Raw genomic sequence first — 23,684 nt, 5'->3', positions numbered from 1 at the left:
TGTATGACGTGAGTACGCCATTTTTTCCGTCGTCCCTCAAGGCGCAATAAATATCGGTTATTAATTTTGGTTCGTAATCTTTTTGGAATGTAACAAAGAGACAGTGCTTCGAATCGAATGTCGAGAGATTGAGTGGGGATTGAGAATCTATTACGGATGCGTCAAGTATTCCGTCGCGTTGCAAGTATGCGAGCCAAGCCTCGCAGCTTTGTGGGTGATCGGTGTATATTCTGACTTTATTGAAAAGAGAATTCTTTCCTGAAATATTGGAAACATCCGTTAGAATTCGAGAATCTCTTATGAGAAATTCTTTCAGTCCTTCTTGAGGTAGGCCGTGAAGGATTATTTTTTCATTTAAGAATTCTTCTTCAACATAGGACATTCTAAGTTTTTTCATGTCCTTGAGAAAGGAAATAACAATTGGGTGGGTGACTTTTACTGTGGAGCCATCCGAAACTAGCAGTGTAAATCCTGTCATTTCGGTAAGATCGAAGCTTGTAATAAAATAGGTGCGAGCCACTGCATTTCCTTTCTTTGGTGGCGTTAATGTGGCGCTGACAATCGTCATCGCGGCGCCAAAGGGGCATGAGTTGGCTCCCCTTGGTGCCGCTTGTTTTAATATCCTTTCCTAAGTCGCTCAAGCGGCACCGGCACCGCTCCCTCCAGAACCGCTGCCGCCGCACCCTCCCGCCCCACTTCCACTACCTCCGCAACCACCGCACCCCCCAAACGCGTAATCGGTGGGTGCTGAAATACTCAATTTCGGGTAACTCTGAAACAATATTTCGCCAAATGAAATTGCTGCTCCCTTGGGGTCTTGAGTTACGATTTTCATGATGATCTCCTTGTGAAAAACATGCAGATTGGAAATGTGCGCTGCACGGATGTGGCGCACAATTGAACAGTAGCAAGTAGCAAGCAGCAAGTGCGATGTCGAATGGTCGTTCGTGCCGTCTTGCGAGTTGATTGGAGAATTGCCTGAATGATTAAGTCTTACAATTCTTCGTGACCTAAATTTCGATCTCGAATGTTCTTAATTCGATAGCAGTAATTACTCTTTGTTTGAGTAATAATGGCCTAGTGATGATGTTGTTGGATCGGAAAAATCAGATCTCGACAAGCCAATTTTCGGAGTCGATTTCTGGAAAATTATGTGTGAATGAATAGAAGATTCCGTCTCGATTTCGGGGTGAATTTGCTTTTCAAGCGCTTAGAAGAGGAGCCCGATGGCCGAAGTGGCTTGCATTTGTTCGCGACACGCGCGCGATCAACTCGTCACTTGCCCGTGCTGCGAATCAGGGTCATGGACAGCTCTGGATCGTTTCGATGAATCGCCTTGCCTTGCGCTTGCGCGAGGGGCTCAAATACGCAATGCGGTTGGGCGGTCGGCCCGGTAGGCCGACGACCCTATCGCGCGGTCTCGTCAGGCCGTGACCATCGCGCCGCTGAAGCTCCGTCGCCAGGCGACCTCGGTTCCTCGAGGGCTTCGTCAGAAGAACATCTTGCAGCTGACAAAAAGGAGGTGCTTCAGAGGCCGAAGCCCACCAGTTCGACCCGAATACATTCTTCAGCAGGGGCGAGCAGCGTCAGCCCTACGCGATCGGGATGGAGCGGTTGACCTTGTGATGGTCAGACTGACGCGCCTGGATCACGCAATCCCGCTCGTCGATGTGTTTCCAAGTGGGTTGCGCGGCGCGCACAGTCGCCCTGGATTGCCGGAACCGCCATTGCAGCTGGCGCAAAGTCACGGTATGCAGGCTGCGCTCAACGCACCGATGGGGTCGGGGCTGGTAGAGGCCTTGCCGGCACGCCCCGCGCGATGGCCCGCGCCGCAGCCGCTGGCCTATGTGGGGCTGCAGCGCCTGTCAGTTCTGACCGGCCGGCGCCACGCTGGCGCCCTGGATCCGATGCCGGGCCAGCGCATCGGCCACGAAGCCGCTGGCCTTCATCTCCTCGACGAAAGCGGCCAGCGCGGYAGCGGCTTCGGAACCGCGCGAGGCGGGCGTTCCCATGGCCTGCTGGATCACCATGAAACGACCCGGCAGCAGGCGCAGGGCAACGTCGCCTGCGGCCTCGGCTTCGAGCACCTGGCGGATGCCCGCGGCCACCTCGACCTGGCCGGCACGCAGGCTCTCCATGACGCCCTGGGCGCCTTGCACGCGCACGATCTGCGCTTGCCGGATCTCGCGTGTGAGAAACAGGTCGTAGGCGCTGCCGTTGCCGACGGCGATGCGCTGCCCGTCGCGGTCCACCTGGTCGTTGGCCCGTATCCCGGAACGCGCCGGCACCAGGTAGCTGCCCTCGATCAAGACATAGGGCGCGGTGAAGCGCAGTCCTTCGCCGCGTGCCGGGTCGATGGCGAAGAAGCCGATGTCGGTCTGCTCGCCGCGGACCGCGTCGACCGAGGCGGCGGCCTTCTCGAACACCACCAGCTCGAGCGCGACACCGAGCCGCTCGGCGAAGGCGCGCGCCAGGTCGACCGAGACGCCGACCGGCTCGCCGCTGGCGGGATCCTTGTTCGCGAGGATCGGGTTGCCGAGGTTGATGGAGGCGCGAAGGGCGCCCGAGGGCGTGAAGGCCGAAACCACGGCCGGGGAGAGGAGGGTGCTCATCGCCCCGGATTCTGCCGCAGCCCAGGTGGGCGCGGTGTCAGGCGACCGATGGCCGGCGGCCCTTGCGATAGAGGATCAAGGTGGCCGTCAAGCCGCAGACCGCCGCCACGCTGAGCCACCAGGCCGGTGCCGCCTTGTCGCCGGTGGTCTCGATCAGCCAGGTCGAGATGGCCGGCGTGAAGCCGCCGAACACGGCGGTCGCCAGGCTGTAGGCGAGCGAGAAGCCGACCACCCGGACCTCGACCGGCATCACCTCGGTCAGGGCCACCACCATCGCGCCGTTGTACATGCCGAACAGGAACGAGAACCACAGCAGCACGTCGAGCATGCGGCCGAAGCTGGGCGCCGCCGCCAGCCAGTGCATGGCCGGATAGGCCGTGAAGATCGCCAGCAGCGTGACCGCCAGCAGCAGCGGCTTGCGCCCGATGCGGTCCGACAGCGCGCCGCCAATCGGCAGCCAGATGAAATTGGTGAGCGCCACCAGCAGGGTCACGATCAGGCTGTCGCGCGCGCTCAGGTGCAGCACGGTGCGCCCGAAGGTCGGCGTGTAGACCGTGATCAGGTAGAAGGTGGTGGTGGTCATCGCGACCAGCAGCATCCCGCACAGCACCACGCGCCAGTTGCGCGCCATCGACTGGAACACCTCGCGCGTCGTCGGATGGTGCTTGCGGGCCTGGAAGGCCTCGGTCTCCTGCAGCGAGCGGCGCAGCACGAAGATGCACGGGATGATCATGCAGCCGACGAAGAACGGGATCCGCCAGCCCCAGTCGGCCAGCGCCGCCGGCGACAGCGTCTCGTTGAGCGCGAAGCCGAGCGCCGCGGCCAGCACGATCGCGACCTGCTGGCTGGCCGATTGCCAGGCGGTGTAGAAGCCCTTGTGTCCCGGCGTCGCCATCTCCGAGAGATAGACCGAGACGCCGCCCAGCTCGGCGCCAGCCGAGAAGCCCTGCAGCAACYGGCCCAGCAGGACCAGCACCGGCGCCACGATGCCGATCGTGGCGTACCCGGGAACGAAGGCGATCAGCACCGTGCCGCTGGCCATGATGGCCAGCGTGACGATCAGCCCCTTGCGCCGGCCCGCCTCGTCGATGTACGCGCCCAGCACGATGGCGCCCAGAGGCCGCATCAGGAAGCCGGCGCCGAACACCGCGAAGGTCAGCATCAGCGAGGCGAAGTCGCTGCTGGCGGGAAAGAAGGCCTTCGAGATGGAGGTGGCGTAGAAGCCGAACAGGAAGAAGTCGAACTGCTCGAGGAAGTTGCCGCTCGTGACGCGCAGCACGGCGCCGAGCTTGGAAGCGCTGGCCGGGGCCGCGGGATGGCCTTGGGCGAGGACGGCTGTGCTCATGGATGTCTCCGGAGGGTGTGCGGCCTGCGGCTGCACGGTCGCTTCATCGTAGGAAGCGAAGCTGTCGATCCGCCGTCGGCGCACTCGGGGTATGTCCCGCCCCGCGAAGTCAGGCCTGGCTCAGCCGCCGAGATGTAGGCGTCGCTGTCGTGTCTTGGGATCTAGGKTTTCTACCTATATTTGAGTGGCCCTTCGCCCACTATTCTTCGTCCATCGTTTCATTAATAAATCAGTGTTTTTTCAGTGAAACAAAAGCGAATTCTCCCCAACGCCAAGGAATCGCCTCCCATGATGATGAAGAACACACGCCGCCACGCGCTGGCCCTCGCGCTCTGCACCGCAGCCGCCGTCGCCGCCGGCCCGAGCTGGGCCCAGGCCTGGCCCAGCAAGCCGGTTACGCTCGTGGTGGCCTATCCGGCCGGTGGCGACACCGATGCGCTGGCGCGGCTGTTCGCGGAGAAGCTCTCGACCCGCATCGGTCAGCCGGTGGTGGTCGACAACCGTCCGGGCGCCAGCGGCGTGATCGGCAGCAGCTTTGTCGCCAAGGCCCCGGCCGACGGCTACACGCTGCTGGTGGCGCCGAGCACCTTCTCGATCGCCCAGATCGTGCTGAAGACCGGCGCCGGCGCCGGCTACGACGTGGTGAACGGCTTCACGCCCATCATCCAGACGGCGATGATGCCGCTGTTCCTGGTCTCGGGGCCGGCCAGCGGCGCCAAGAGCCTCAAGGAGATGGTGGCCACCGCGAAGAGCGGCCAGGCGCTCTCCTATGCCAGCCCGGGCAGCGGTTCGCCGATGCACATCCTCGGCGAGATGTTCAACAAGACCGCCGGCCTCGACATCAAGCACGTGCCCTACAAGGGCGTGGCGCCGGCGATCAACGACGTGCTCGGCGGCCACGTGCCGTTGACCATGGTCAGCTACGGCCCGATCGCGCCTTACCTGCAAGGCGGCAAGCTGGTCCCGCTGGCGGTCGCCGACCGCGTGCGTTCGCCGCTCGCGCCCAACGTGCCGACGCTCGCGGAGCTCGGCTACAAGGATGTCGAGGTGGTGGCCTGGAACGGGATTTTCGCGCCCAAGGGCCTGTCGCCCGAGCTCGTGAAGACGCTCAATGCCCACTTCAACGAGATCCTCAAGATGCCCGATGTCGCTTCCAAGATGGCGGTGCTCGGTGCATTGCCGCTGGGCGGCACGCCCGAGACCCTGGCCAAGACCAACGCCGCCGATTTCGAACGCTTCGGCCGCGTCATCAAGGAACTCGGCATCCAGGCCGATTGATGAACCACCCCCGAAGCGCCTGCGGCGCCCCGAGTCGCTGCCAGAGGCAGCGGCTCTTCGGGTCCGTCCCAGCCTGCGCAGGCAGGCTTGGAGCCGCGGACCTCAGCCCCTCAACGGGGCGGTACCAGAGGCCCGGCGAAGCCGGTTCCGCGGTATCCCTGGACCAAACAGAAAAGACAACGCCATGACCGAACCCAGCGTCACGCCCGACCACCAGAGCCTGCAGGCCCTGCTTGCGGAACTTCCCACCAACCTGCTCGCCGGCCGCAAGGTGCTGGTGACCGGCGCCGCGCGCGGCCTGGGGCTGGCCTTCGCCAAGTGCATCGCCGCCGCCGGTGCCGGCGTGGTGATGGCCGACATCCTCTCGGACGTGGCGCAGGCCGAGGCCGCGGCGCTGCGCGAGGCCGGCTTCACCGCCCACGCGCTGGCGGTCGACCTGTCGGACCCGGCATCGATCGAAGCCTGCGCCGCAGCGGCGACCGCAGCCCTCGGCGGCCTCGATGGCCTGGTCAACAACGCCGCCATCACCAACTCGGGCGGCCGCGACGCGCAGGCGCTCGACATCGGCACCTGGGACCGCGTCATGGACGTCAACGTGCGCGGCACCTGGCTCATGAGCCGCGCCTGCCGCGGCGCGCTGGCCGCCAGCGGCCGCGGCGCCATCGTCAACCTGGCGTCCGACACCGCGCTGTGGGGCGCGCCGAACCTGCTGGCCTACGCCTCGAGCAAGGGCGCCGTGATCTCCATGACACGCTCGCTGGCGCGCGAGTGGGGCGGCGAGGGCATCAYGGTCAACGCCGTGGCGCCCGGCCTGACGCTGGTCGAGGCGACCGAATACGTGCCGCTGGCCCGGCACCAGAAATACCTCGAAGGCCGCGCCATCCCGCGCGAGCAGCAGGCCGCCGACGTCTGCGGCGCGATGCTCTTTTCCCTCTCGGGCCTGTCGCGTTTCGTGACCGGCCAGTTGCTCGCCGTCAACGGCGGCTTCGTGATGCATTGATTATTTCGACCAAGGAGATTCCCGATGAGCGATTTGTCCGAACAGCAGAAGATCGACGGCGCCGCCGATACCCTGGCGCAGCCCGAGGGCAGCAGCCTCCAGCAATGGATGGAGACGCGCATCGCGCGCTACTCGACCCGCAAGTACGACTGGGATGCACTCAAGTTCCAGGCCGACCTCGACCCCAAGTTCCGCCGTGCGCAGATGCGCTACGTGGGCACCGGCGGCACCGGCGTCGCCAAGGACGTGAACACCGTGCCGGCCGAGAACTTCACCTTCTCGACCATGGTGATCCCGGCCGGCCACGAAGGCCCGCCGCACCTGCACACCGATGTCGAGGAAGTGTTCTTCCTGATCCGCGGCAAGCTCAAGGTCATCATCGAGAAGGATGGCGAGCGTTTCGAGACCATCATGACCGACCGCGACCTGATCTCGGTGCCGCCGGGCGTCTACCGGGAAGAGATCAACATCGGCGACGAGGATGCGCTGATGTGCGTGATGCTCGGCGCCAAGAAGCCGGTGACGCCGACCTACCCGGCGGACCATCCGCTGGCGAAGATCAAGCGGTGAAGCACACCCCCAGGCTTGCCCACTTCGTGTGACCGCCCACCCCCTCGCCGGGGGCAATACCAGCGGCCCGGCAAAACCGGTTCCGCGGTATTTCTGGAATGACACCATGACCGACGCCCTTTCCATCGAGCTACAGATCCTGCCGTCGTCCGAACTGGCGCGCCTCGAGGCGCGCTTTCCGGCGCGCCCCGTGGCGCTGCGCGACGGCAGCCTGATGTCGGTGCGCGAGTGCGGCGCGGGGCCGGCGCTGGTCTGCCTGCACGGCATCGGCTCGGGCGCCGCCTCCTGGTTCGACACGGCACTGCTGCTGGCGCTGCAGGCGCGCGTGATCGCCTGGGACGCGCCCGGCTACGGCGCATCGACGCCGCTGGCACCCGCGGCGCCGAAAGCCACCGACTACGCCGAGCGGCTCGGCGCGATGCTCGATGCGCTCGGCGTCGACCGCTGCACGCTGGTCGGCCATTCGCTCGGTGCATTGACCGCGGCTGCGGCCGCCCGGCCGGGTTCGGCGCTCGCCGCGCGCATCGAGCGGCTGGTGCTGATCAGCCCGGCGGGTGGCTATGGCGGCCCCGAGCGCGCCGAAACCCGCCAGCGCGTGCGCACCCAGCGGCTCGACACGCTGGCGCGGGCCGGCGTTGCCGGCATGGCCGCGCAAGCCGACGCCCGGCTGCTGTCCGCCAACGCGAGCGAACGGGCCCGCCAGTGGGTGCGCTGGAACATGGCGCGACTGAACGAAGGCGGCTATCGCCAGGCCATCGAGCTGCTGTGCGGCGGCGACCTGCTGGCCGACCTGCCGCCGGCGATGCCGGTGCGCGTGGCCTGCGGCGCGCTCGACATCGTGACGCCGCCCGACGGCTGCGCCGAGGTGGCCCGCCGGTGCGGCGTGACGCTCGAGCTGCTCGCCGATGCCGGCCATGCCAGCTACGTCGAGCGGCCGGAAGCCGTCGCGGCGCTTCTGCGCGATGTGCTGGCATCCTGAAAACGATCCGAACCCCAACGAAGAGGCAACATGGCAACCAACGACATCGACCCGGTCGAAGAAGGCACGGACCGCTACAACGTCCCGGCGCTCGAGCGGGGGCTGCGCCTGCTGTGCGAGTTCAGCCGCGAACACCGGGCGCTGTCGGCGCCCGAGCTGGCGCGGCGCTTCGAGCTGCCGCGCTCGACCGTGTTCCGGCTCCTGACCACGCTCGAGAACATGGGCTTCCTCGAGCGCGCCGAAGGCGGCCGCGACTACCGCCTCGGCCTAGCCGTGCTGCGCCTGGGCTTCGAGTACCTGGCCTCGCTGGAGCTGACCCAGCTCGGCACGCCGCTGCTGCAGCGCCTCTGCGACGAGCTGCGTACGCCGTGCAACCTGGTGGTGCGCGATGGCCGCTCGATCGTCTATGTCGCCAAGGTCGCGCCGCCCACGCCCTTCGCCAGTTCGGTGACCGTGGGCACGCGGCTGCCGGCGCACGCCACGGTGCTGGGCCGCATCCTGCTCGAAGACCTGACGCTGGTGCAGCTGCGCGCCCTCTATCCCGAGGACCGGCTCGAGTCCTTCTCGCCGAGCACGCCGGTCTCGGTCGACCAGCTGTTCGACATGGTCCAGGCCGACCGCCAGCGCGGCTACGTGCTCGGCGAAGGCTTCTTCGAGTCGAACATCTCGACCATCGCGGCCCCGGTGCGCGACCACAGCGGCCACATCGTGGCGGCGCTGGGCGCGACCATCACCTCGGGCCATATCGAGGAAAGCCGCATGGACGAAATGGTGCAGCGCGTGCGCCAGACCGCCGACGAGATCTCCGGCCTGCTGAACTACTCGCCGGCTTCCAAGGGCCAGGTGATTCCGCTGCACGGCGGCGACCGCGCCGCCTGAGTTGCCGACCATGATGACCCCGAATCCTTCCTCCAACTTCTTCGCCGCCGATGCGCTGGCGGGCCGTGTGGCCGTGGTCACCGGCGGCTCCTCGGGCATCGGCCTGGCGACCGCCGAGCTGCTGCTGGACTGCGGCGCTGCCGTGGCGCTGTGCGGCCGCGATGCCGAGCGGCTCGACCGCGCGGTGGCCGGCCTGCGTGCGGCACGCCCCGAGGCGCGCCTCTTCGCCCGCACCTGCGACGTGCTCGACGCGGCGTCCGTGAAGCGTTTCGCCGCCGAAAGCGAGGCCGCGCTCGGCCCGGCCTCGATGCTGATCAACAACGCCGGCCAGGGCCGCGTGTCGACCTTCGCCAACACCGACGACCAGGCCTGGGCCGACGAGCTGCACCTGAAGTTCTTCTCGGTCATCCACCCGACGCGCGCCTTCCTGCCGCAGCTCAAGGCGCAGCGCGCCGTGCTCGGCGATGCCGCGATCGTCTGCGCCAATTCGCTGCTGGCCCGCCAGCCCGAACCGCACATGGTCGCGACCTCGGCCGCACGCGCCGGCCTGCTGAGCCTGGTGCGCTCGATGGCCACCGAGTTCGCGCCGGAGGGCGTTCGCGTCAACGGCATCCTGATCGGCCTGGTCGAGTCGGGCCAGTGGCGCCGCCGCTTCGAGGCCCGCGTCCAGACCGAACTCGACTGGGACGCCTGGAGCGGCCAGCTCGCCCACGACAAGCACATCCCGCTGGGCCGCCTGGGGCTTCCGATCGAAGCCGCACGCGCGATTCTCTTTCTCGCTTCACCGCTCGCGTCCTATACGACGGGCAGCCACATCGACATTTCCGGAGGCCATTCCCGCCATGCATAACCCCCACAACACCGTCACGGTCGGCGCAGTCGTCGCCGCCTTCCTCGAGCAATGCGGCGTCAAGGCGGCCTTCGGTGTCATCTCGATCCACAACATGCCGATCCTCGATGCCTTCGCGCAGCGCGGCGCGGTCCGCTTCATCTCGGCGCGGGGCGAGGCCGGCGCGGGCAACATGGCCGACGCCTATGCACGCTCCACCGCCAGCCTGGGCGTGTGCATCACCAGCACCGGTCCGGCCGCCGGCAACATCGCCGGCAGCATGGTCGAGGCGCTGACCGCCGGCGCACCGCTCTTGCACATCACGGGCCAGATCGAGACGCCCTACATCGACCGCGGCATGTCGTACATCCACGAGGCGCCCGACCAGCTCACGATGCTCAAGGCCATCTCCAAGGCCGCCTTCCGCGTGCGCAGCGTCGAGACCGTGCTCGGCACCCTCAAGCGCGCCGTGCAGGTCGCGATGACCGCGCCCACCGGGCCCGTCAGCGTCGAGATCCCGATCGACATCCAGTCCGCGCTCACCACGATGCCGGCCGACCTGTCGCCGCTGCCGGTCGAGCCCRCCGTGCCGTCCAAGGCCGGCCTCGACGCGCTGGCCGCGAACCTCGCCAAGGCCAGGCGCCCGCTGCTGTGGGTCGGCGGCGGTGCCCGCCACGCACGGGCCGCGATCCAGCGCCTGCAGAAGCTCGGCTTCGGCGTGGTCACCACGACCCAGGGCCGCGGCACGGTGCCCGAAGACGATGCCGGCTCGCTCGGCGCCTACAACATCCAGAAGCCGGTCGAGGCCCTCTACCAGACCTGCGATGCGATGCTCGTGGTCGGCTCGCGCCTGCGCGGCAACGAGACGCTCAAGTACGAACTGAAGCTGCCGCGCCCGCTGTACCGCATCGACGCCGATGCTGCCGCCGAAGGCCGCTGCTATGCCTCCGAGGCCTTCGTCTGCGGCGATTCCGCGCTGGCGCTCGAAGGCCTCGCCGATCGCCTCGAAGCCGCCAGGTACAAGGCCGACCCCAAGCTGCTGGTCGACCTGCGCGCCGCGCACGATCAGGCGGTCGCGACGCTGCGCGACGGCCTCGGCCCGTATGCCGAGCTGGTGCGCCGGATCCAGTCAGTTGCAGGCCGCAAATTCAACTGGGTGCGCGACGTGACCGTCTCCAACAGCACCTGGGGCAACCGCGAGCTGCGCATCTTCGAACCCAGCGCCGGCGTCCACGCCACCGGCGGCGGCATCGGGCAGGGCATGCCGATGGCCATCGGCGCGGCCATCGGCGCCGTGGTGACCGGCTCGGGCCGCAAGACTTTCTGCCTGGCCGGCGACGGCGGCTTCATCCTGAACCTCGGCGAACTGGCCTGCATGGTGCAGGAGAAGGCCCCCATGGTGATCGTGCTGATGAACGACAAGAGCTACGGCGTCATCAAGAACATCCAGGACGCGCAGTACGGCGGCCGACAGTGCTACGCCGAGCTGCATACGCCCGACTACGACCTGCTGTGCAAGTCGATCGCACTGCCGCATGCCCGCGTGCGCCATCTGGACGACCTGCCGGCTCGCCTGGACGAGGCGCTGGCGACCGAGGGCCCCTTCCTGCTCGAGATCGACATGCTGTCCATCGGCGGCTTCAAGAGCACTTTCGCGGGACCGCCGACCAACACGGTCACGCAGATTCCTGCGCTCGGCACGGCCAAGTGAGCGGAGCCCCTCGCATGTCCGCCATCACGCGCATTGCCCTCGTCGGCTGCGGAGCCATCGGCACCTCGATGCTCGAACTGCTCGATGCCGACCCGGCCCTGGAAATCAAGGCCATCGTCGTGCCGGCCGATGCCTTCGCTGCGGCGCAGGCCACGGCGCAGCGGCTCGCACCGCGCGCGCAGGTCGTGTCCTCGGTTCCGGTCGAAGGCATCGACCTGGTCGTCGAAGCGGCGGGCCATGCGGCGATCGAGGCGCATGTGCTGCCGGCCCTGCAGCGCGGCACCCCTTGCATCGTGGCTTCGGTGGGCGCGCTCTCGGCCGCGGGCTTCGCTGAAAAGCTCGAAGCCGCCGCTATCGCGGGCGGCACGCAGGTGCAATTGATCGCCGGCGCCATCGGCGCCATCGACGCGCTGGCCGCGGCCCGTGTCGGCGGCCTCGACGCGGTGCGCTACACCGGCCGCAAGCCGCCGCGCGCCTGGAAGGGAACCCCGGCCGACCAGGGCCGCGATCTCGATGCGCTGACGCGCGAGACCGTGATCTTCGAAGGCAGTGCCCGCGAAGCCGCCGCGCTGTACCCGAAGAACGCCAACGTGGCGGCCACCGTGTCGCTCGCCGGCCTCGGGCTGGACCGCACGCACGTGCGCCTGATCGCCGACCCTGCGGTCAGCGACAACGTCCACACCGTCGAGGCCGAGGGCGCCTTCGGCAGCTTCGAGCTGACCATGCGCAACAAGCCGCTCGCGGCCAATCCCAAGACCTCCGCACTGACGGTCTACAGCGCCGTGCGGGCACTGCGCAACCGCGTCGCGGCGCTGGCGATCTGAACCGAGAGAGAACCCCGATGATTTCTTCCGAACTCCTTCCCATCAACATTGCAGGCGTTTGGCGCCTGGGCGGCGGCGACGTCTACGAGAGCCTGTATCCGGCCACCGGCGAGCCGATCGCGCGGCTGAAGGCTGCCAGCCTGGCCGACGTCGACGAGGCCATCACGCGCGCGCACCACGCCTTCCTGACCAGCGGCTGGGCGCAGATGCTGCCGCACCAGCGCGCCACCGTGCTGCACCGCGTGGCGCAGCTGATCCGCGAGCAGTCCGAAGCGCTGGCGCAGAAGCAGCGCCTCGACAACGGCAAGCCGATCAGCGAGACCCGCAACCTGGTGGCCAGCGCCGCCGGTACCTTCCAGTTCTTCGCCGCCGCGCTCGAGACGCTCGAAGACACCATCACGCCGTCGCGCGGCCCCTTCGTCACGATGAGCGTGCACGAGCCGATGGGCGTGGTCGCGGCGATCACGCCGTGGAATTCACCGATCGCGAGCGAGGCCCAGAAGCTGGCACCGGCGCTGGCAGCCGGCAACGCGGTGGTGGTCAAACCGGCCGAAGTGACACCGCTGATGGCGCTCGAACTGGCCCGCATCTGCGAAGAGGCCGGCGTGCCCAAGGGCATCGTCAGCGTGCTGCCGGGCAAGGGCTCGGTGATCGGTGATGCGATCACCAAGCATCCGCTGGTCAAGCGCGTGTCCTTCACGGGCGGCACCACCACGGGCCGCCACATCGCGCACATCGCGGCCGACAAGATGATGCCGGTCTCGCTCGAGCTCGGCGGCAAGTCGCCCACGATGGTGCTCGAGGACGCCGACCTCGACCACGCGGTCGCCGGCGTGCTCTACGGCATCTTCAGCTCCTCGGGCGAGTCGTGCATCGCGGGCTCCCGCCTGTTCGTCGCCCGTTCGATCTACGACGAGTTCCTGACCCGGCTGGCCGAAGGCGCCAATGCGCTGCGCGTCGGCGACCCGGCGGCCGAGAGCACGCAGATGGGCCCGCTGATCACCGCCAAGCACCGCGAGGGCATCGAGCGCTACGTGGAGATGGGCGTGTCCGAGGGCGGCCGCATCCGCACCGGCGGCGTGCGCCCGCACGGCAACGGCCTCGACCGCGGCTACTTCTACACGCCGACGATCCTCGAAGGCCTGACCAACAACGCCCGCATCAGCCAGGAAGAGATCTTCGGCCCGGTGCTGGTCGCGATGCCCTTCGACAACGAGGAAGAGCTGATCAAGCAGGCCAACGACAGCGTCTATGCGCTGGCCGCCGGCGTCTGGAGCCGCGACTTCAAGCGCGCCTGGCGCCTCGGCCGCGCGGTGCAGGCGGGCACGGTCTGGGTCAACACCTACAAGCAGTTCTCGGTCTCGACCCCGTTCGGCGGCTGGCGCGACAGCGGCCTCGGCCGCGAGAAGGGCCGCGAGGGCATCTTCCAGTACATGGAGCAGAAGAGCATGTACTGGGGCACCAACGAGCAGCCGCTGCCGTGGGCAGACCTATGACACACCCCCAGCTTGGCTCACTTCGTGTAGCCGCCCACCCCCTTGCAGGGGGCAATACCAGCGGCCCGGCAAAGCCGGTTCCGCGGTATTCCTGGAACTGAAGAGCGCAATGGAGATTTTGATATGAGCGTTTTGGGCATCGACCAGATCACCTACGTGGCCGACGACCTCGCGGTCTGCCGCAACTTCTTCCAGGACTGGGGCCTCTCGCTCGAGTCCGAGGCGGCCGACGAACTGGTCTTCGAGTGCCTCAACGGCTGCAAGGTGGTCGTCGCGGCGTTGGACAAGCCGGGCCTGCCGGCCGGCATGGAAGAGGGCCCGACCCTGCGTGAAGTGGTGTGGGGCGTCGAGAGCGATGCCGACCTCGCGCGCTATGCCGCGGCGATCGCGAAGGACCCCGGCTTCGTCGACGGCGAGGTCGACGGCGCGCGCCGCATCGGCTGCATCGACCCGAACGGCCTCGCTGTGCGTCTGCAGGTCAGCCGCAAGCATGCGGTCGACGTCGACTGCGGCGCGATGAACACCTGGAACGCCAAGCCGCGCATCAACCAGCCCGCGCCGGTGTACGAGCGAGCCACGCCGATCGAGGTCGGCCACGTGGTCTTCTTCGTCAGCGACGTCCAGGCCACCAGCGCCTTCTATGCCGAGCGCTTCGGCTTCGTCGCGTCCGACAGCTATCCCAACCGTGGCGCCTTCATGCGCTGCGCGCCGGAGGGCGGCCACCACGACCTGTTCCTGCTGCAGCTGCCCTCGGGCAAGCGCGGGCTGAACCACGTGGCCTTCACGGTGCGCGACATCCACGAGGTGTTCGGCGGCGGCCTGCACTTCTCGCGCAAGGGCTGGGAAACGCAATTGGGCCCGGGCCGTCACCCGGTGTCGTCGGCCTATTTCTGGTACTTCAAGAATCCGGCCGGCGGCCTGATCGAGTACTACGCCGACGAGGACCAGCTGACCGCCGAATGGCAGCCGCGCGAGTTCGAGCCCGGCCCCACTGTGTTCGCCGAATGGGCGGTCGATGGCGGCCTCGATGGCCACACGCGCCGCCAGAAGAATGCCGAAGGCCCCAAGGGCGCTTTCCTGACGGAGAAGAAATGATCGATCTCATGCGCCGGCCCCTGCGCCTCGCCGCCACCGCCGTGTTCGCCTTCGCGGCGCTGACCTCGGCCCATGCCCAGAGCGATGCGCACAAGCAGCTTGCAGGCGACCGCTTCACCATCGTCTCGCCGTTCCCGCCGGGCGGTCCGGTCGACACGCTGGCGCGGCTGCTCTCCGAAGGGCTCGCCAAGCGCTATGGCCAACCGGCCGTGGTCGAGAACCTCGCGGGCGCGGCCGGCAACATCGGCATCGACAAGGTGAAGCGCGCCAAGGGCGACGGCCACACGCTGCTGGTGGTGCCGGCCGGCAACCTGACGATCAACCCGACCCTGATGCCGAATTTCCCGTTCGACATCGCCCGCGACTTCGTGCCGGTCACGATGCTCGCGACCGCGCCCAACGTGCTGGTGGCGACGCCGGCGTCCGGCTTCAAGAACGCCAAGGAGGTCGTCGCCCAGGCCAAGGCCAAGCCCGGCACCCTGTCCTATGCCTCGCCCGGCGTCGGCAGCGGCCTGCACCTGGCGGGCGAACTGTTCAAGCAGCAGGCCGGTGTCGATTTGCTGCACGTGCCCTACAAGGGCACGGCGCCGGCGCTCAACGACGTGCTCGGCGGCGTGGTGCCGCTGATGTTCAGCAACCTGCCGGCGACGCTGCCCTTCATCAAGAGCGGCAAGCTGGTCGCGCTCGGGGTGACCGAAGCCAAGCGCAGCCCGGTCGCGCCGGAGATCCCGACGCTGGCGGAGCAGGGCATCCAGGGCGTCAACGTGACCTCCTGGTACGGCCTGCTGGCGCCGGCCGGAACGCCGCCCGCGGTCGCCGAGCAGCTGGCCAGGGACGCCGCCGAGATCCTCGCCGCGCCCGATGTGCGCGAGCGCCTCAAGGCCCAGGGCATGACCGACGCATCGATGAAGCCGGCCGAATTCGCCACGGCCATTCGCGACGAGACCGCGGTGTGGGCCAGGATCATCAAGGCCCGCAACATCGTGGCCGAGTGAGCCTGAGAGGGATCCCATGGCCACCACCGCATCGACTTCCGGCGCCAACTTTTGAACCACCTTCTTCCACCGATGGAGCGAACCATGACCGACCGTTATCTCGATCCCCACCAGGCGCGCCAGCGCACTCCCACCACCTACGAGGACCTGCTCGGCGACGCCATCGAGCGCGCCTTCGCGGCCGGCGTCCACGACCTCGCCGGCCTGGTCGAGCGGCTCAACGACAGCGGCCTCGCGAGCCCCAGCGGCAAGGCCTGGACCGAGGCCATCTACCGCGAAGAGATGGCGGCGCTCGGCGCCTGAGTGCCCGCGACGCTTCATTTTCCCCATCAAGAGGAACCCCACCATGACCCCCTCCCGCGAAGACCCCGTCGACCAGCTGCTCGAAGTCGGCCTCAAGGATCTCTGGTATCCGATCTGCCCCACGGGCTTCATCAAGGAATCGCCCGTCTCGCTGCGCCGCCTGGGCCGCAAGTTCGCCTTCTGGCGCGACCACGCGGGCAAGCTGCACGCGCTCGAAGACCGCTGCCCGCACCGCGGTGCGCCGCTGTCGCAGGGCGTGATCCTCGGTGACCGGCTCTCGTGCCCGTACCACGGCGTCGAGGTGCGCTGCGACGGCGTCGCCGTGCGCGTGCCGGGCAGCCCCGGTTGCAAGCTCGAGGGCTCGCAGTCGACGCGCTTCTTCCACGTCGAGGAGCGTGCCGGCGCGGTCTGGCTCTACAACTCGAAGGAGTCGGTCGAGACGCCGCCGCCGCTGGTGCTGCCCGAGCAGCTGACCGACGACGACCAGTATTCGAGCTTCCTCTGCTACACGGAATGGAAGGGCGACTACCGCTACGTGCTCGACAACGTCATGGACCCGATGCATGGCACCTATCTGCACAAGCAGTCGCATTCGATGGCCGAGGGCGATTCGACTGCCAAGTTCGGCATCCGCGCGACCGACACCGGCTTCGTGTTCGAGAAGGAAGGCCAGCGCAACGTCAACTTCGACTGGACCGAATGGGCCGACACCGGCGTGCACTGGATGCGCCTCGAGATCCCGTACCCGAAGACCGGCGGCCCGGGCGGCAACTTCATCATCATCGGCAGCTACACGCCGATCTCGCCGACGCTCTCGTGCGCCTTCCACTGGCGCGTGCGCAAGCTGCCCAAGGGCTGGGAGCGGGACACCTGGCGCTTCCTCTACAAGAACCGGCTCGAGGCGCGCCACTGGCACGTGCTCGAACAGGACCGCGTGCTGATCGAGAACATGGAGCCCGATGCCAACCAGCACGAGCAGCTCTACCAGCACGACCTCGGCATCGTGCGCCTGCGCCGCCATCTGCGCGGGCTGGCCCAGCAGCAGCTCGAAGGCGCGGCCGGCTGATCGACCTGCGCGCGGCCCACTGAAAAACCCTTCATCGAGGTTTCCCGTCATGTCCTCTCCCACGCTGAACGCCCTGGTGCACACGATGCGCTACGAAGCCGACGGCATCGTCAGCGTCGAGTTCCGGCCGGCTTCGCCCGCGGTGGACTTCCCCGCCTTCGAGGCCGGCTCCCACATCGACCTGCACCTGCCCAACGGCCTGGTGCGCAGCTACTCGCTGTGCAATCCGTCGACCGACCGCCAGCGCTACGTGGTCGGCGTGCTGAACGATCGCAAGAGCCGCGGCGGTTCGCGCTACGTGCACCAGCAGCTGCGCGTCGGCATGACGCTCCAGATTTCGCAGCCGCGCAACAACTTCAAGCTCGAAGAGGGGGCCGGGCGCTCGGTGCTGGTGGCCGGCGGCATCGGCGTGACGCCGATCTGGTGCATGCTGCAGCGCCTGGCCGATATCGGCAAGCCGGTCGAGCTGCTTTATTGCGCGCGCTCGCGCAAGGAGTCCGCCTTCTGCGAGTCGATCGCGGCCCTGGCGGCCGAGAAATCGATTCCGCTGACCTGGCATTTCGATGAGGAGAAGGGCGGCCCGCCCGATCTCGCCGCACTGCTCGCCGGCAAGGGCGCCGACAGCCACTACTACTGCTGCGGCCCGACGCCGATGCTCGACAACTTCGAGAAGACCTGCGCGCAGCTCGGCTACGCGAATGCCCATATCGAGCGCTTCGCGGCCCTGCACGTCGAGGCCCCGAGCACGACCCAGAGCTACGTGGTCCAGTGCGCGAAGAGCGGCAAGTCGGTCGAGGTGCCGCCCGGCAAGTCGATCCTCGACAGCCTGATCGATGCCGGCCTGAACCCGGACCACAGCTGCAAGGAAGGCGTCTGCGGCGCTTGCGAAACCAGGGTGCTCGACGGCGAAGTCGACCACCACGACGGCATCCTGACCAAACTCGAGCGAGCGTCGAACAAGACCATGATGATCTGCGTCTCGGGCTGCAAGCGCGGCCCGCTGGTGCTGGACATCTAGCGCGAACCCGGCGCCAACCTGCCGCAGCCGACGACGGCCAAGTTCGCGCTCGGCCATGTCTACAACCTGTCGAAGCGCAGCGCGCTAAAACCTGAACCATGCAGCCCAGAGCATTCCGCTGGTATGGCGTCATCACGCTGTTCGTGATCGTCGCGATCTCCTATGTCGACCGGATCAACATCGCCGTGCTGATCACCGATGCGGCCTTCCTGCAGCACATCGGCATCGCCTCGACCGACCGGGTCAGCCAGGGCCTGCTGGCCACGGCCTTCATGGTCGGCTACGGGGTGTCGGCCTTCGTGCTGACGCCGTTCTGCGCTGCCCTCTTCGGGGTCCGCAGGAGCCTGATCCTCGGGCTGATGCTGTGGGGCGTGGTCACCTTCATCACGCCGTGGTTCAACGGCTACGGCATGCTCCTGGCCTCGCGGATCCTGCTCGGCGTGTCCGAAGGTCCGTTGTTCTCGCTCGCCTCGTCCTACATCAAGGCGCACTTCGAGAGCCACGAGAACGGCAAGCCGAACTCCTTCGTCAACATGGGCACCGGCCTGGGCCTCGCGCTCGGCTACCCGCTGATCGGCTACCTGCTGGTCAGCTTCGACTGGCAGACCTCCTTCCATGTGCTCGGCGTGCTGAACATCGCGCTGGGCATCCCGCTGGTGATCGCCTTCGTGAAGATGCCGACGGCCTATGCCGGCCTGGCGAAGCCGAAGTCCTTCGGCGATGCGATGAACCGGGTCGGCGACATCGTCAAGGGTGCCTTGCACACCCGCTACCTGGTGCTGATCACGGTGCTGACCTCGGCCACGCTGGCCTACCTCTGGGGCAGCAGCAACTGGCTGCCGGCCTACCTCAAGGAGGTGCGCGGATTCTCGATGAAGGAGATGGGCTGGCTGGCCTCGCTGCCGCAGTACGCGACGGTGCTCGCCGTGCTGCTGGGCGGCGTCCTGATCGACCGGATCGAGCGCCAGCGCGTGCCCTTCATCTTCATGGCGGCCAGCGTCGGCGTGGCCTTGTCGGTGCTGCTGGCGATCAACGTGCACGATCCCTATGCGGCCGCCTACTGCCTGATCGCCGCCAACTTCTGCTGGGGCCTGCAGAGCCCGGCGATCCCGAGCACGGTGCAGTACTGCGCCCGGCCCGAGCATGTGGCCAGCGCCTTCGGCGTTGTCAACGGCACCGGCAGCCTGGTCGCCGGCTTCATGCCGGCGCTCATGGGCAGCGTGATCAGCCTGGTGTCGGCGGGTCCGGGCGCTTCCGGCGGCGCGGCGCACGGCTTCTTCGCCGGCTTCGCGCTGCTGATCGGCACGCAGGCGGTGGTGCTCGTCTGCGGCTTCGTGCTGTGGTGGCGCGAGCGCGCGCTGGGCGCCTCGGCCTCAATCCCTGTAGCTGCGGTCGATCCGGTCTAGCTTGCGGATCAGCGAGGGCCAGACGAAGGCCCCGCCCATGCCGCCGGTCTGGACCTTCATCGCCTGGCCGACGCCCTCGATGATGCGCGGGTCGACCTGCGTCAGCTCGCCRCCGCCGGCCTGCGCCGCGATCTGGATCTGGCAGGTGTTCTCGAAGGTGTACATGCTCAGGAAGGCGTCGGCCACGGTCTTGCCGACCGTCAGCAGGCCATGGTTGCGCAGCATCAGGAAGTTGGCGCGGCCCATGTCGGCCTGCAGCCGCGGCTTCTCGTCGTCCCGGAAGGCGACGCCCTCGTAGTCGTGGTAGGCCAGCGAGGCCAGCACGAAGGTCGATTGCTGGCTGATCGGCAGCACGCCGTTCGTTTGCGCGCTGACCGCGATGCCGGCACGGGTGTGGGTGTGCAGCACGCATTGCACGTCCTCGCGCACCGCATGCACCGCGCTGTGGATCACGAAGCCGGCCGGATTCACCGGGTAGGGCGAGTCGATCACCTTGTTGCAGTCGGGATCGACCTTGATCAGGTTGGAGGCCGTGATCTCGTCGAACATCAGGCCGTAGGGGTTGATCAGGAAGTGGTGCTCGGGCCCGGGCACGCGGGCGCTGATGTGCGTGAAGACGAGGTCGCTCCAGCCGTACAGCGCGACCAGCCGGTAGCAGGCCGCGAGGTCGACGCGCAACTGCCATTCTTCGGCGCTGACGAGTTTCTGGATTTCGGTGCGGGAGGTGGTCATGGTTGGGGGTTCTTTCTAGTCAGTTGAGGACAGAGCAAGGTTTCAGGATGGCTTCGCGGCCTTGTAGATGCTCTGCCGCGGCTGGGCCATCAGGCGCCTGAGCATCGGCTCGAACTCGCCGATCGGCAGGGTCTCGGCCTTGGGGTCGAAGGCCGGGTTGTCGTAGAGCTCGCAGAACTCGGCCGTGCGCTCGAAGCAGGGATGGCCGCGGAAGTCTTCGCGCAGGTCGCGGTCGAGGCCGATGTGGTGGAAGAAGTAGTGGCCCTGGAAGATGCCGTGGTGCGCCACCATCCAGTGGTTCTCCTCGCTCACGAAGGGCTTCAGAATGGCAGCCGCGATGTCCGGGTGGTTCATGGTGCCGAGCGTGTCGCCGATGTCGTGCAGCAGCGCGCAGACCACGTACTCCTCGTCGCGGCCGTCGCGCAGCGCGCGCGTCGCGGTCTGCAGCGAATGGCTGTAGCGATCGATCGGGAAGCCGCCGTAGTCGCCTTCGAGGATCTGCAGGTGCTTGATCACGCGCTCGGGCAGGCCTTGCGCGAACTGCATGAATTCGCCGCCGATCAGTTTCCAGTCCTCCTGGGTGCTGTCCTGCATGCGGACGAAATTCGCTCTGGCATTCATCGTGTGTCTCCGTGGGGTTTACGGCCCACTGTAGACCTGCACTTGACACTCAACTGTCAGAAATTTGACAATGCGAGGCTCTGGTAAACCCCCGGACCCCCGATCCGACGCCCATGCCGCAGCCTTCCAGACCGCGTCTGTCCGCTGCCCACCGCGCCGCGATGGAGGCCAATCCCTGGTTCGCATCGATGCCGCGCGCGCAACGCGAAGGCCTGTTCGGCGCGGCCGAACTGATCCACCTGCGGCGTGGCGCGATGGTGTTCCGCCAGGGCGATCCGGTGCACGCGGCCGGCGGCGGCTTCTATGGGCTGGCCGCCGGCATGATCAAGATCTCGACCCTGCGGCAGGACGGCCGCGAAGCCATTCTGGCCGTGCTCGAGCCCGGCAACTGGTTCGGCGAGATCAGCCTGATCGACGGCTCGCCGCGGACCCACGATGCCACCGCGCTGAGCGCGCTCGACCTGCTGGTGGTGCCCTTCGAGTCTTTCGTCCAGCAGATGCAGGGTGCGGCCTTCGCCCGTTCGGTGGCGGCTCTGCTCGCGGCGCGCGTGCGGGGCCTCTACGGGCTCATGGAAGACGCCACGCTGCGTGGCCTGCGCGCCCGGGTGGCGCGCCGCCTGCTGTCGCTGGCGCACGGCGACGCGACCCAGTCACCGGAGCCGCGCGCCTGCATCTCGCTGCCTCAGGAGGCGCTCGCGATGATGCTGGGCGTGACCCGGCAGACGCTGTCGAAGGAACTCAATGCGCTGGCGAAGGAGCGGGTGATCGCGCTCGGCTACGGGCGCATCGCGTTGCTGGCGCCCGATGCGCTCCGGCGGCTCGCCAGCGCGGGATAGCCGCCGGCGTCGTTCAGCGCAGGATCCGCCCGTCCTTGGTGATGCTGATCAGGTCGATGCTGCGGCCGGGGTCGCGCAGCCCGGGACGCAGGTTGATGCGGAAGCCGCCGACGTCGTAGTCCGTCATTCCGGCCATCACGCGCTGCAGTGCGGCGGGCGTGAAGCCCTTGCCGGCGCGGCGCACCGCCTCGGCCGCGGCCTTGGTGGCGATGAAGCCCTCGAGGCCCTCGTAGGAAGGCGCCTGGTCCGAGTTGTCGACCGCGGCCAGGTATTCCTTGACGATCGGGATCGCCGACGGCCGCGGCGAGGGCACCACCTGCGAGATCACGATGCCGCCGATGTCCTTTCCCAGCGCCGCGTAGAGCGGGTCGATGCCGACGATCGAGAAGGCCGTGAAGCTGCCCGCATAGCCGCTCTTGCGCAGACGGCGGATCACGTCGGCCGTGGTGGTCGAGAGCGAGACCAGCACGATGGCCTGCGGCGACAGCTTCTGCACCGAGGCCAGTGCCGCGTCGAGCTTGTCGCCGCTGGCCGGCACCAGCGCGCTCGCCACCAGCGGGGCCAGCTTGAGTTCGGCCACCGCCTGCTGCACTGCGGCCAGGCCGGCGCGGCCCATTTCATCGTCGTCGCCGATCAGTGCGATGCGGGTCTGGCCGACCGTCTCGCACTGGCGCACGATCTTGAAGGCCTCGTCGGCCATGCTTGGCCGGACGTGGAACACGTTGGGATGGGCGGCCCCGCGCAGGTTGTCGGCCGCCGCGAAGGGGGCGAACAGGAGGCTGCCCTGTTGCTCTGCTGCCGCCGCGCCGGCGTCGCTGCTGGCGGTGCCGACGAAGCCGAACAGCATGTCGGCCTTGTGCGTGCCGAGCAGGGTGCGCGCATTGGCGCCGGCGCGGGCGGCATCGTAGCCGTCGTCGAGTTGCACCAGCTTCAGCTGGAGGCCGCTGGCGGCGCTGCTTTCGTTGAACTCGTTGGCATAGAGCCGCGCGCCGGCCGCGAAGGCCAGGCCGATCTCGCTGGCGGCGCCGGTCAGGGGTACCGACTGTCCGAGGATCACCGTACGCGGTGCGCCAGCGCGCGGCGTGGCCTGCGCATGGCTGCGGCGACTGGCGGCGGCGAGCCCGCTGCCCAACAGCAACGCGGCGCCGGACTGCGCCAGCCAGGTCCTGCGAGTGAGAGTCATCGGAAGCCTTTCGCTACGTCTTTCGAAAAATGTAGCGACTTCGATGCTTTGGACGAAGGTACTAAGTCACGTTCGGACTTCCGGGCGGCGGCAATCGCTGTCCGACGGACGGCTGCATGGCGCCAGATTTGTTAACTTTTGTATTTGAGTTGTGGCTTTTTGCACAGGGGCAAAGTGCCTTCCAGTGTCAATATCCCGCCTGAACCGGAATCGTTCCGGATGGATGAAATGAAGCAAACCTCAACTGAAATCGCGCTGCTGGAAAGCGCGCTGGTGGCCATCGAAAAAGTGCTGGCCCACGCCGACAGCCAGCTTCAGGGTGCACCCTATCTGGGCCCGACCGCCAACCTGCCGCTGGAGGCCCTCCGTACCGCCGCACAGACCGAGGAGCAGCGATTCAGGGCCAGTGCCGCCCAGACCGCGGTCAACATCTGCCTGAGCTCGGCCGCGGCCCTGGTCGACGTCAGCCAGGCGCTGCTGAACCGCCGCGGCGACCGCAGCGATCCGGAACTCGAACGCGAATGGCGGGCCCTGATCACGCACACCAAGATCGCCAGCCGCTCGGCCTATCGCGCGGCGCTCGTCATGGCGGCGCAGAAGAACCTGCCGCAGGCCCAGGGCCTCGAGCCGACGCCGGCGGGCCAGTTGCCCACCTTGACGCACTGAAAGGCACAGCGATCGCCTGTCAGGCCGGCGCCGGGCCGCCCCAAGGCGGCCTGCGGCCCCCTCGGGGGGCAGCGAGTACACGAAGTGACGGAGCGTGGGGGCGATCCAGGCCGGCGCCGGGCCGCCCCAAGGCGGCCTGCGGCCCCCTCGGGGGGCAGCGAGTACACGAAGTGACGGAGCGTGGGGGCGATCCAGGCCGGCGCCGGGCCGCCCCAAGGCGGCCTGCGGCCCCCTCGGGGG

At 67.5% G+C, this 23,684-nt stretch carries 23 protein-coding genes; 17 read left to right on the top strand and 6 right to left on the bottom strand.

Annotation, left to right across the window (positions count from 1 at the left end):
• The 3 genes from AC1D2E_RS28215 to tcuC all read right to left on the bottom strand — a co-directional run.
• A partial coding sequence (locus AC1D2E_RS28215; protein ID WP_478200464.1) for a hypothetical protein occupies nt 1–568 on the bottom strand: 568 nt, incomplete at its 3' end.
• A 1,297-nt stretch (nt 569–1,865) separates the two neighbouring features.
• A complete protein-coding gene (locus tag AC1D2E_RS28210) occupies nt 1,866–2,612 on the bottom strand; it encodes a transporter substrate-binding domain-containing protein (RefSeq protein ID WP_478200463.1) in 747 nt (248 codons plus the stop codon).
• Between the two features lie 37 nt (nt 2,613–2,649).
• Complete coding sequence (gene tcuC, locus AC1D2E_RS28205; RefSeq protein ID WP_478200462.1) at nt 2,650–3,957, bottom strand: tricarballylate/proton symporter TcuC; 1,308 nt, start codon at nt 3,955–3,957, stop codon at nt 2,650–2,652.
• A gap of 294 nt (nt 3,958–4,251) precedes the next feature.
• Between tcuC and AC1D2E_RS28200 the strand changes: the two genes are divergently transcribed.
• The 15 genes from AC1D2E_RS28200 to AC1D2E_RS28130 all read left to right on the top strand — a co-directional run bounded on the left by AC1D2E_RS28200 (nt 4,252) and on the right by AC1D2E_RS28130 (nt 19,406).
• Nucleotides 4,252–5,235, top strand: a complete 984-nt coding sequence (locus tag AC1D2E_RS28200) for a Bug family tripartite tricarboxylate transporter substrate binding protein (RefSeq protein ID WP_478200466.1) — start codon at nt 4,252–4,254, stop codon at nt 5,233–5,235.
• Between the two features lie 184 nt (nt 5,236–5,419).
• A complete protein-coding gene (locus AC1D2E_RS28195) occupies nt 5,420–6,235 on the top strand; it encodes an SDR family oxidoreductase (protein WP_478200461.1) in 816 nt (271 codons plus the stop codon).
• A gap of 24 nt (nt 6,236–6,259) precedes the next feature.
• Nucleotides 6,260–6,805: a cupin domain-containing protein gene (locus AC1D2E_RS28190; protein ID WP_478200460.1), complete on the top strand. Its 546-nt coding sequence runs from the start codon at nt 6,260–6,262 to the stop codon at nt 6,803–6,805.
• A 106-nt stretch (nt 6,806–6,911) separates the two neighbouring features.
• Nucleotides 6,912–7,784 (top strand): alpha/beta fold hydrolase, encoded by an 873-nt coding sequence (locus AC1D2E_RS28185; protein ID WP_478200459.1) that lies wholly within the window; start codon nt 6,912–6,914, stop codon nt 7,782–7,784.
• 30 nt (nt 7,785–7,814) lie between these two features.
• A complete protein-coding gene (locus AC1D2E_RS28180) occupies nt 7,815–8,663 on the top strand; it encodes an IclR family transcriptional regulator (RefSeq protein ID WP_478200458.1) in 849 nt (282 codons plus the stop codon).
• A 10-nt stretch (nt 8,664–8,673) separates the two neighbouring features.
• Nucleotides 8,674–9,513, top strand: a complete 840-nt coding sequence (locus AC1D2E_RS28175) for an SDR family oxidoreductase (protein ID WP_478200457.1) — start codon at nt 8,674–8,676, stop codon at nt 9,511–9,513.
• Nucleotides 9,506–11,203, top strand: coding sequence for a thiamine pyrophosphate-binding protein (locus tag AC1D2E_RS28170; protein WP_478200456.1), 1,698 nt, complete (start codon nt 9,506–9,508; stop codon nt 11,201–11,203). The genes AC1D2E_RS28175 and AC1D2E_RS28170 overlap by 8 nt, the downstream gene beginning before the upstream one ends.
• A gap of 14 nt (nt 11,204–11,217) precedes the next feature.
• Nucleotides 11,218–12,027: an aspartate dehydrogenase gene (locus AC1D2E_RS28165; RefSeq protein ID WP_478200455.1), complete on the top strand. Its 810-nt coding sequence runs from the start codon at nt 11,218–11,220 to the stop codon at nt 12,025–12,027.
• A 17-nt stretch (nt 12,028–12,044) separates the two neighbouring features.
• On the top strand, nt 12,045–13,523 hold the full coding sequence (locus tag AC1D2E_RS28160) for an aldehyde dehydrogenase (protein WP_478200454.1): 1,479 nt from the start codon (nt 12,045–12,047) through the stop codon (nt 13,521–13,523).
• 123 nt (nt 13,524–13,646) lie between these two features.
• The gene (locus AC1D2E_RS28155; protein ID WP_478200453.1) at nt 13,647–14,618 is read left to right on the top strand and encodes a VOC family protein; all 972 of its coding nucleotides are present in this window, start codon (nt 13,647–13,649) and stop codon (nt 14,616–14,618) included.
• Between the two features lie 8 nt (nt 14,619–14,626).
• Entirely contained in the window at nt 14,627–15,613 is a 987-nt protein-coding gene (locus AC1D2E_RS28150) for a Bug family tripartite tricarboxylate transporter substrate binding protein (RefSeq protein ID WP_478200465.1), read from the top strand.
• 84 nt (nt 15,614–15,697) lie between these two features.
• Nucleotides 15,698–15,916, top strand: a complete 219-nt coding sequence (locus AC1D2E_RS28145; protein ID WP_478174342.1) for a recombinase-like helix-turn-helix domain-containing protein — start codon at nt 15,698–15,700, stop codon at nt 15,914–15,916.
• A 43-nt stretch (nt 15,917–15,959) separates the two neighbouring features.
• Nucleotides 15,960–16,982, top strand: a complete 1,023-nt coding sequence (locus tag AC1D2E_RS28140) for a Rieske 2Fe-2S domain-containing protein (RefSeq protein WP_478174341.1) — start codon at nt 15,960–15,962, stop codon at nt 16,980–16,982.
• 49 nt (nt 16,983–17,031) lie between these two features.
• Nucleotides 17,032–18,000, top strand: coding sequence for a PDR/VanB family oxidoreductase (locus tag AC1D2E_RS28135; RefSeq protein ID WP_478200452.1), 969 nt, complete (start codon nt 17,032–17,034; stop codon nt 17,998–18,000).
• 98 nt (nt 18,001–18,098) lie between these two features.
• Nucleotides 18,099–19,406, top strand: a complete 1,308-nt coding sequence (locus tag AC1D2E_RS28130) for an MFS transporter (protein ID WP_478200451.1) — start codon at nt 18,099–18,101, stop codon at nt 19,404–19,406.
• On the opposite strand, the gene AC1D2E_RS28125 is transcribed toward AC1D2E_RS28130, so the two are convergent.
• Nucleotides 19,374–20,138 (bottom strand): class II aldolase/adducin family protein, encoded by a 765-nt coding sequence (locus AC1D2E_RS28125; protein WP_478200450.1) that lies wholly within the window; start codon nt 20,136–20,138, stop codon nt 19,374–19,376. The two genes, AC1D2E_RS28130 and AC1D2E_RS28125, sit on opposite strands and share 33 nt — an antisense overlap.
• Before the next feature lie 42 nt (nt 20,139–20,180).
• Nucleotides 20,181–20,759, bottom strand: a complete 579-nt coding sequence (locus tag AC1D2E_RS28120) for an HD domain-containing protein (RefSeq protein ID WP_478200449.1) — start codon at nt 20,757–20,759, stop codon at nt 20,181–20,183.
• A 113-nt stretch (nt 20,760–20,872) separates the two neighbouring features.
• On the opposite strand from AC1D2E_RS28120, the gene AC1D2E_RS28115 reads away from it, so the two are divergent.
• On the top strand, nt 20,873–21,595 hold the full coding sequence (locus AC1D2E_RS28115; RefSeq protein ID WP_478200448.1) for a Crp/Fnr family transcriptional regulator: 723 nt from the start codon (nt 20,873–20,875) through the stop codon (nt 21,593–21,595).
• A gap of 13 nt (nt 21,596–21,608) precedes the next feature.
• On the opposite strand, the gene AC1D2E_RS28110 is transcribed toward AC1D2E_RS28115, so the two are convergent.
• The gene (locus tag AC1D2E_RS28110; protein ID WP_478200447.1) at nt 21,609–22,778 is read right to left on the bottom strand and encodes an ABC transporter substrate-binding protein; all 1,170 of its coding nucleotides are present in this window, start codon (nt 22,776–22,778) and stop codon (nt 21,609–21,611) included.
• A gap of 228 nt (nt 22,779–23,006) precedes the next feature.
• Here AC1D2E_RS28110 and AC1D2E_RS28105 point away from each other — a divergent pair, with 228 nt between their 5' ends.
• On the top strand, nt 23,007–23,444 hold the full coding sequence (locus AC1D2E_RS28105) for a hypothetical protein (RefSeq protein WP_478200446.1): 438 nt from the start codon (nt 23,007–23,009) through the stop codon (nt 23,442–23,444).
• Nucleotides 23,445–23,684 lie beyond the last annotated feature (240 nt).

This window comes from Variovorax sp. P1_H2, assembly GCF_056405295.1.
This window is presented reverse-complemented; position numbering and strand designations above follow the sequence as displayed.

Excerpts from the sequence above, each read along its gene's own strand:
- AC1D2E_RS28200 (WP_478200466.1), top strand. The coding sequence starts at position 4,252 with ATGAAGAACACACGCCGCCACGCGCTGGCCCTCGCGCTCTGCACCGCA.
- AC1D2E_RS28190 (WP_478200460.1), top strand. The coding sequence starts at position 6,260 with ATGAGCGATTTGTCCGAACAGCAGAAGATCGACGGCGCCGCCGATACC.
- AC1D2E_RS28185 (WP_478200459.1), top strand. The coding sequence starts at position 6,912 with ATGACCGACGCCCTTTCCATCGAGCTACAGATCCTGCCGTCGTCCGAA.
- AC1D2E_RS28180 (WP_478200458.1), top strand. The coding sequence starts at position 7,815 with ATGGCAACCAACGACATCGACCCGGTCGAAGAAGGCACGGACCGCTAC.
- AC1D2E_RS28175 (WP_478200457.1), top strand. The coding sequence starts at position 8,674 with ATGATGACCCCGAATCCTTCCTCCAACTTCTTCGCCGCCGATGCGCTG.
- AC1D2E_RS28165 (WP_478200455.1), top strand. The coding sequence starts at position 11,218 with ATGTCCGCCATCACGCGCATTGCCCTCGTCGGCTGCGGAGCCATCGGC.
- AC1D2E_RS28160 (WP_478200454.1), top strand. The coding sequence starts at position 12,045 with ATGATTTCTTCCGAACTCCTTCCCATCAACATTGCAGGCGTTTGGCGC.
- AC1D2E_RS28155 (WP_478200453.1), top strand. The coding sequence starts at position 13,647 with ATGAGCGTTTTGGGCATCGACCAGATCACCTACGTGGCCGACGACCTC.
- AC1D2E_RS28150 (WP_478200465.1), top strand. The coding sequence starts at position 14,627 with ATGCGCCGGCCCCTGCGCCTCGCCGCCACCGCCGTGTTCGCCTTCGCG.
- AC1D2E_RS28145 (WP_478174342.1), top strand. The coding sequence starts at position 15,698 with ATGACCGACCGTTATCTCGATCCCCACCAGGCGCGCCAGCGCACTCCC.
- AC1D2E_RS28140 (WP_478174341.1), top strand. The coding sequence starts at position 15,960 with ATGACCCCCTCCCGCGAAGACCCCGTCGACCAGCTGCTCGAAGTCGGC.
- AC1D2E_RS28135 (WP_478200452.1), top strand. The coding sequence starts at position 17,032 with ATGTCCTCTCCCACGCTGAACGCCCTGGTGCACACGATGCGCTACGAA.
- AC1D2E_RS28130 (WP_478200451.1), top strand. The coding sequence starts at position 18,099 with ATGCAGCCCAGAGCATTCCGCTGGTATGGCGTCATCACGCTGTTCGTG.
- AC1D2E_RS28120 (WP_478200449.1), bottom strand. The coding sequence starts at position 20,759 with ATGAATGCCAGAGCGAATTTCGTCCGCATGCAGGACAGCACCCAGGAG.
- AC1D2E_RS28115 (WP_478200448.1), top strand. The coding sequence starts at position 20,873 with ATGCCGCAGCCTTCCAGACCGCGTCTGTCCGCTGCCCACCGCGCCGCG.
- AC1D2E_RS28110 (WP_478200447.1), bottom strand. The coding sequence starts at position 22,778 with ATGACTCTCACTCGCAGGACCTGGCTGGCGCAGTCCGGCGCCGCGTTG.
- AC1D2E_RS28105 (WP_478200446.1), top strand. The coding sequence starts at position 23,007 with ATGAAGCAAACCTCAACTGAAATCGCGCTGCTGGAAAGCGCGCTGGTG.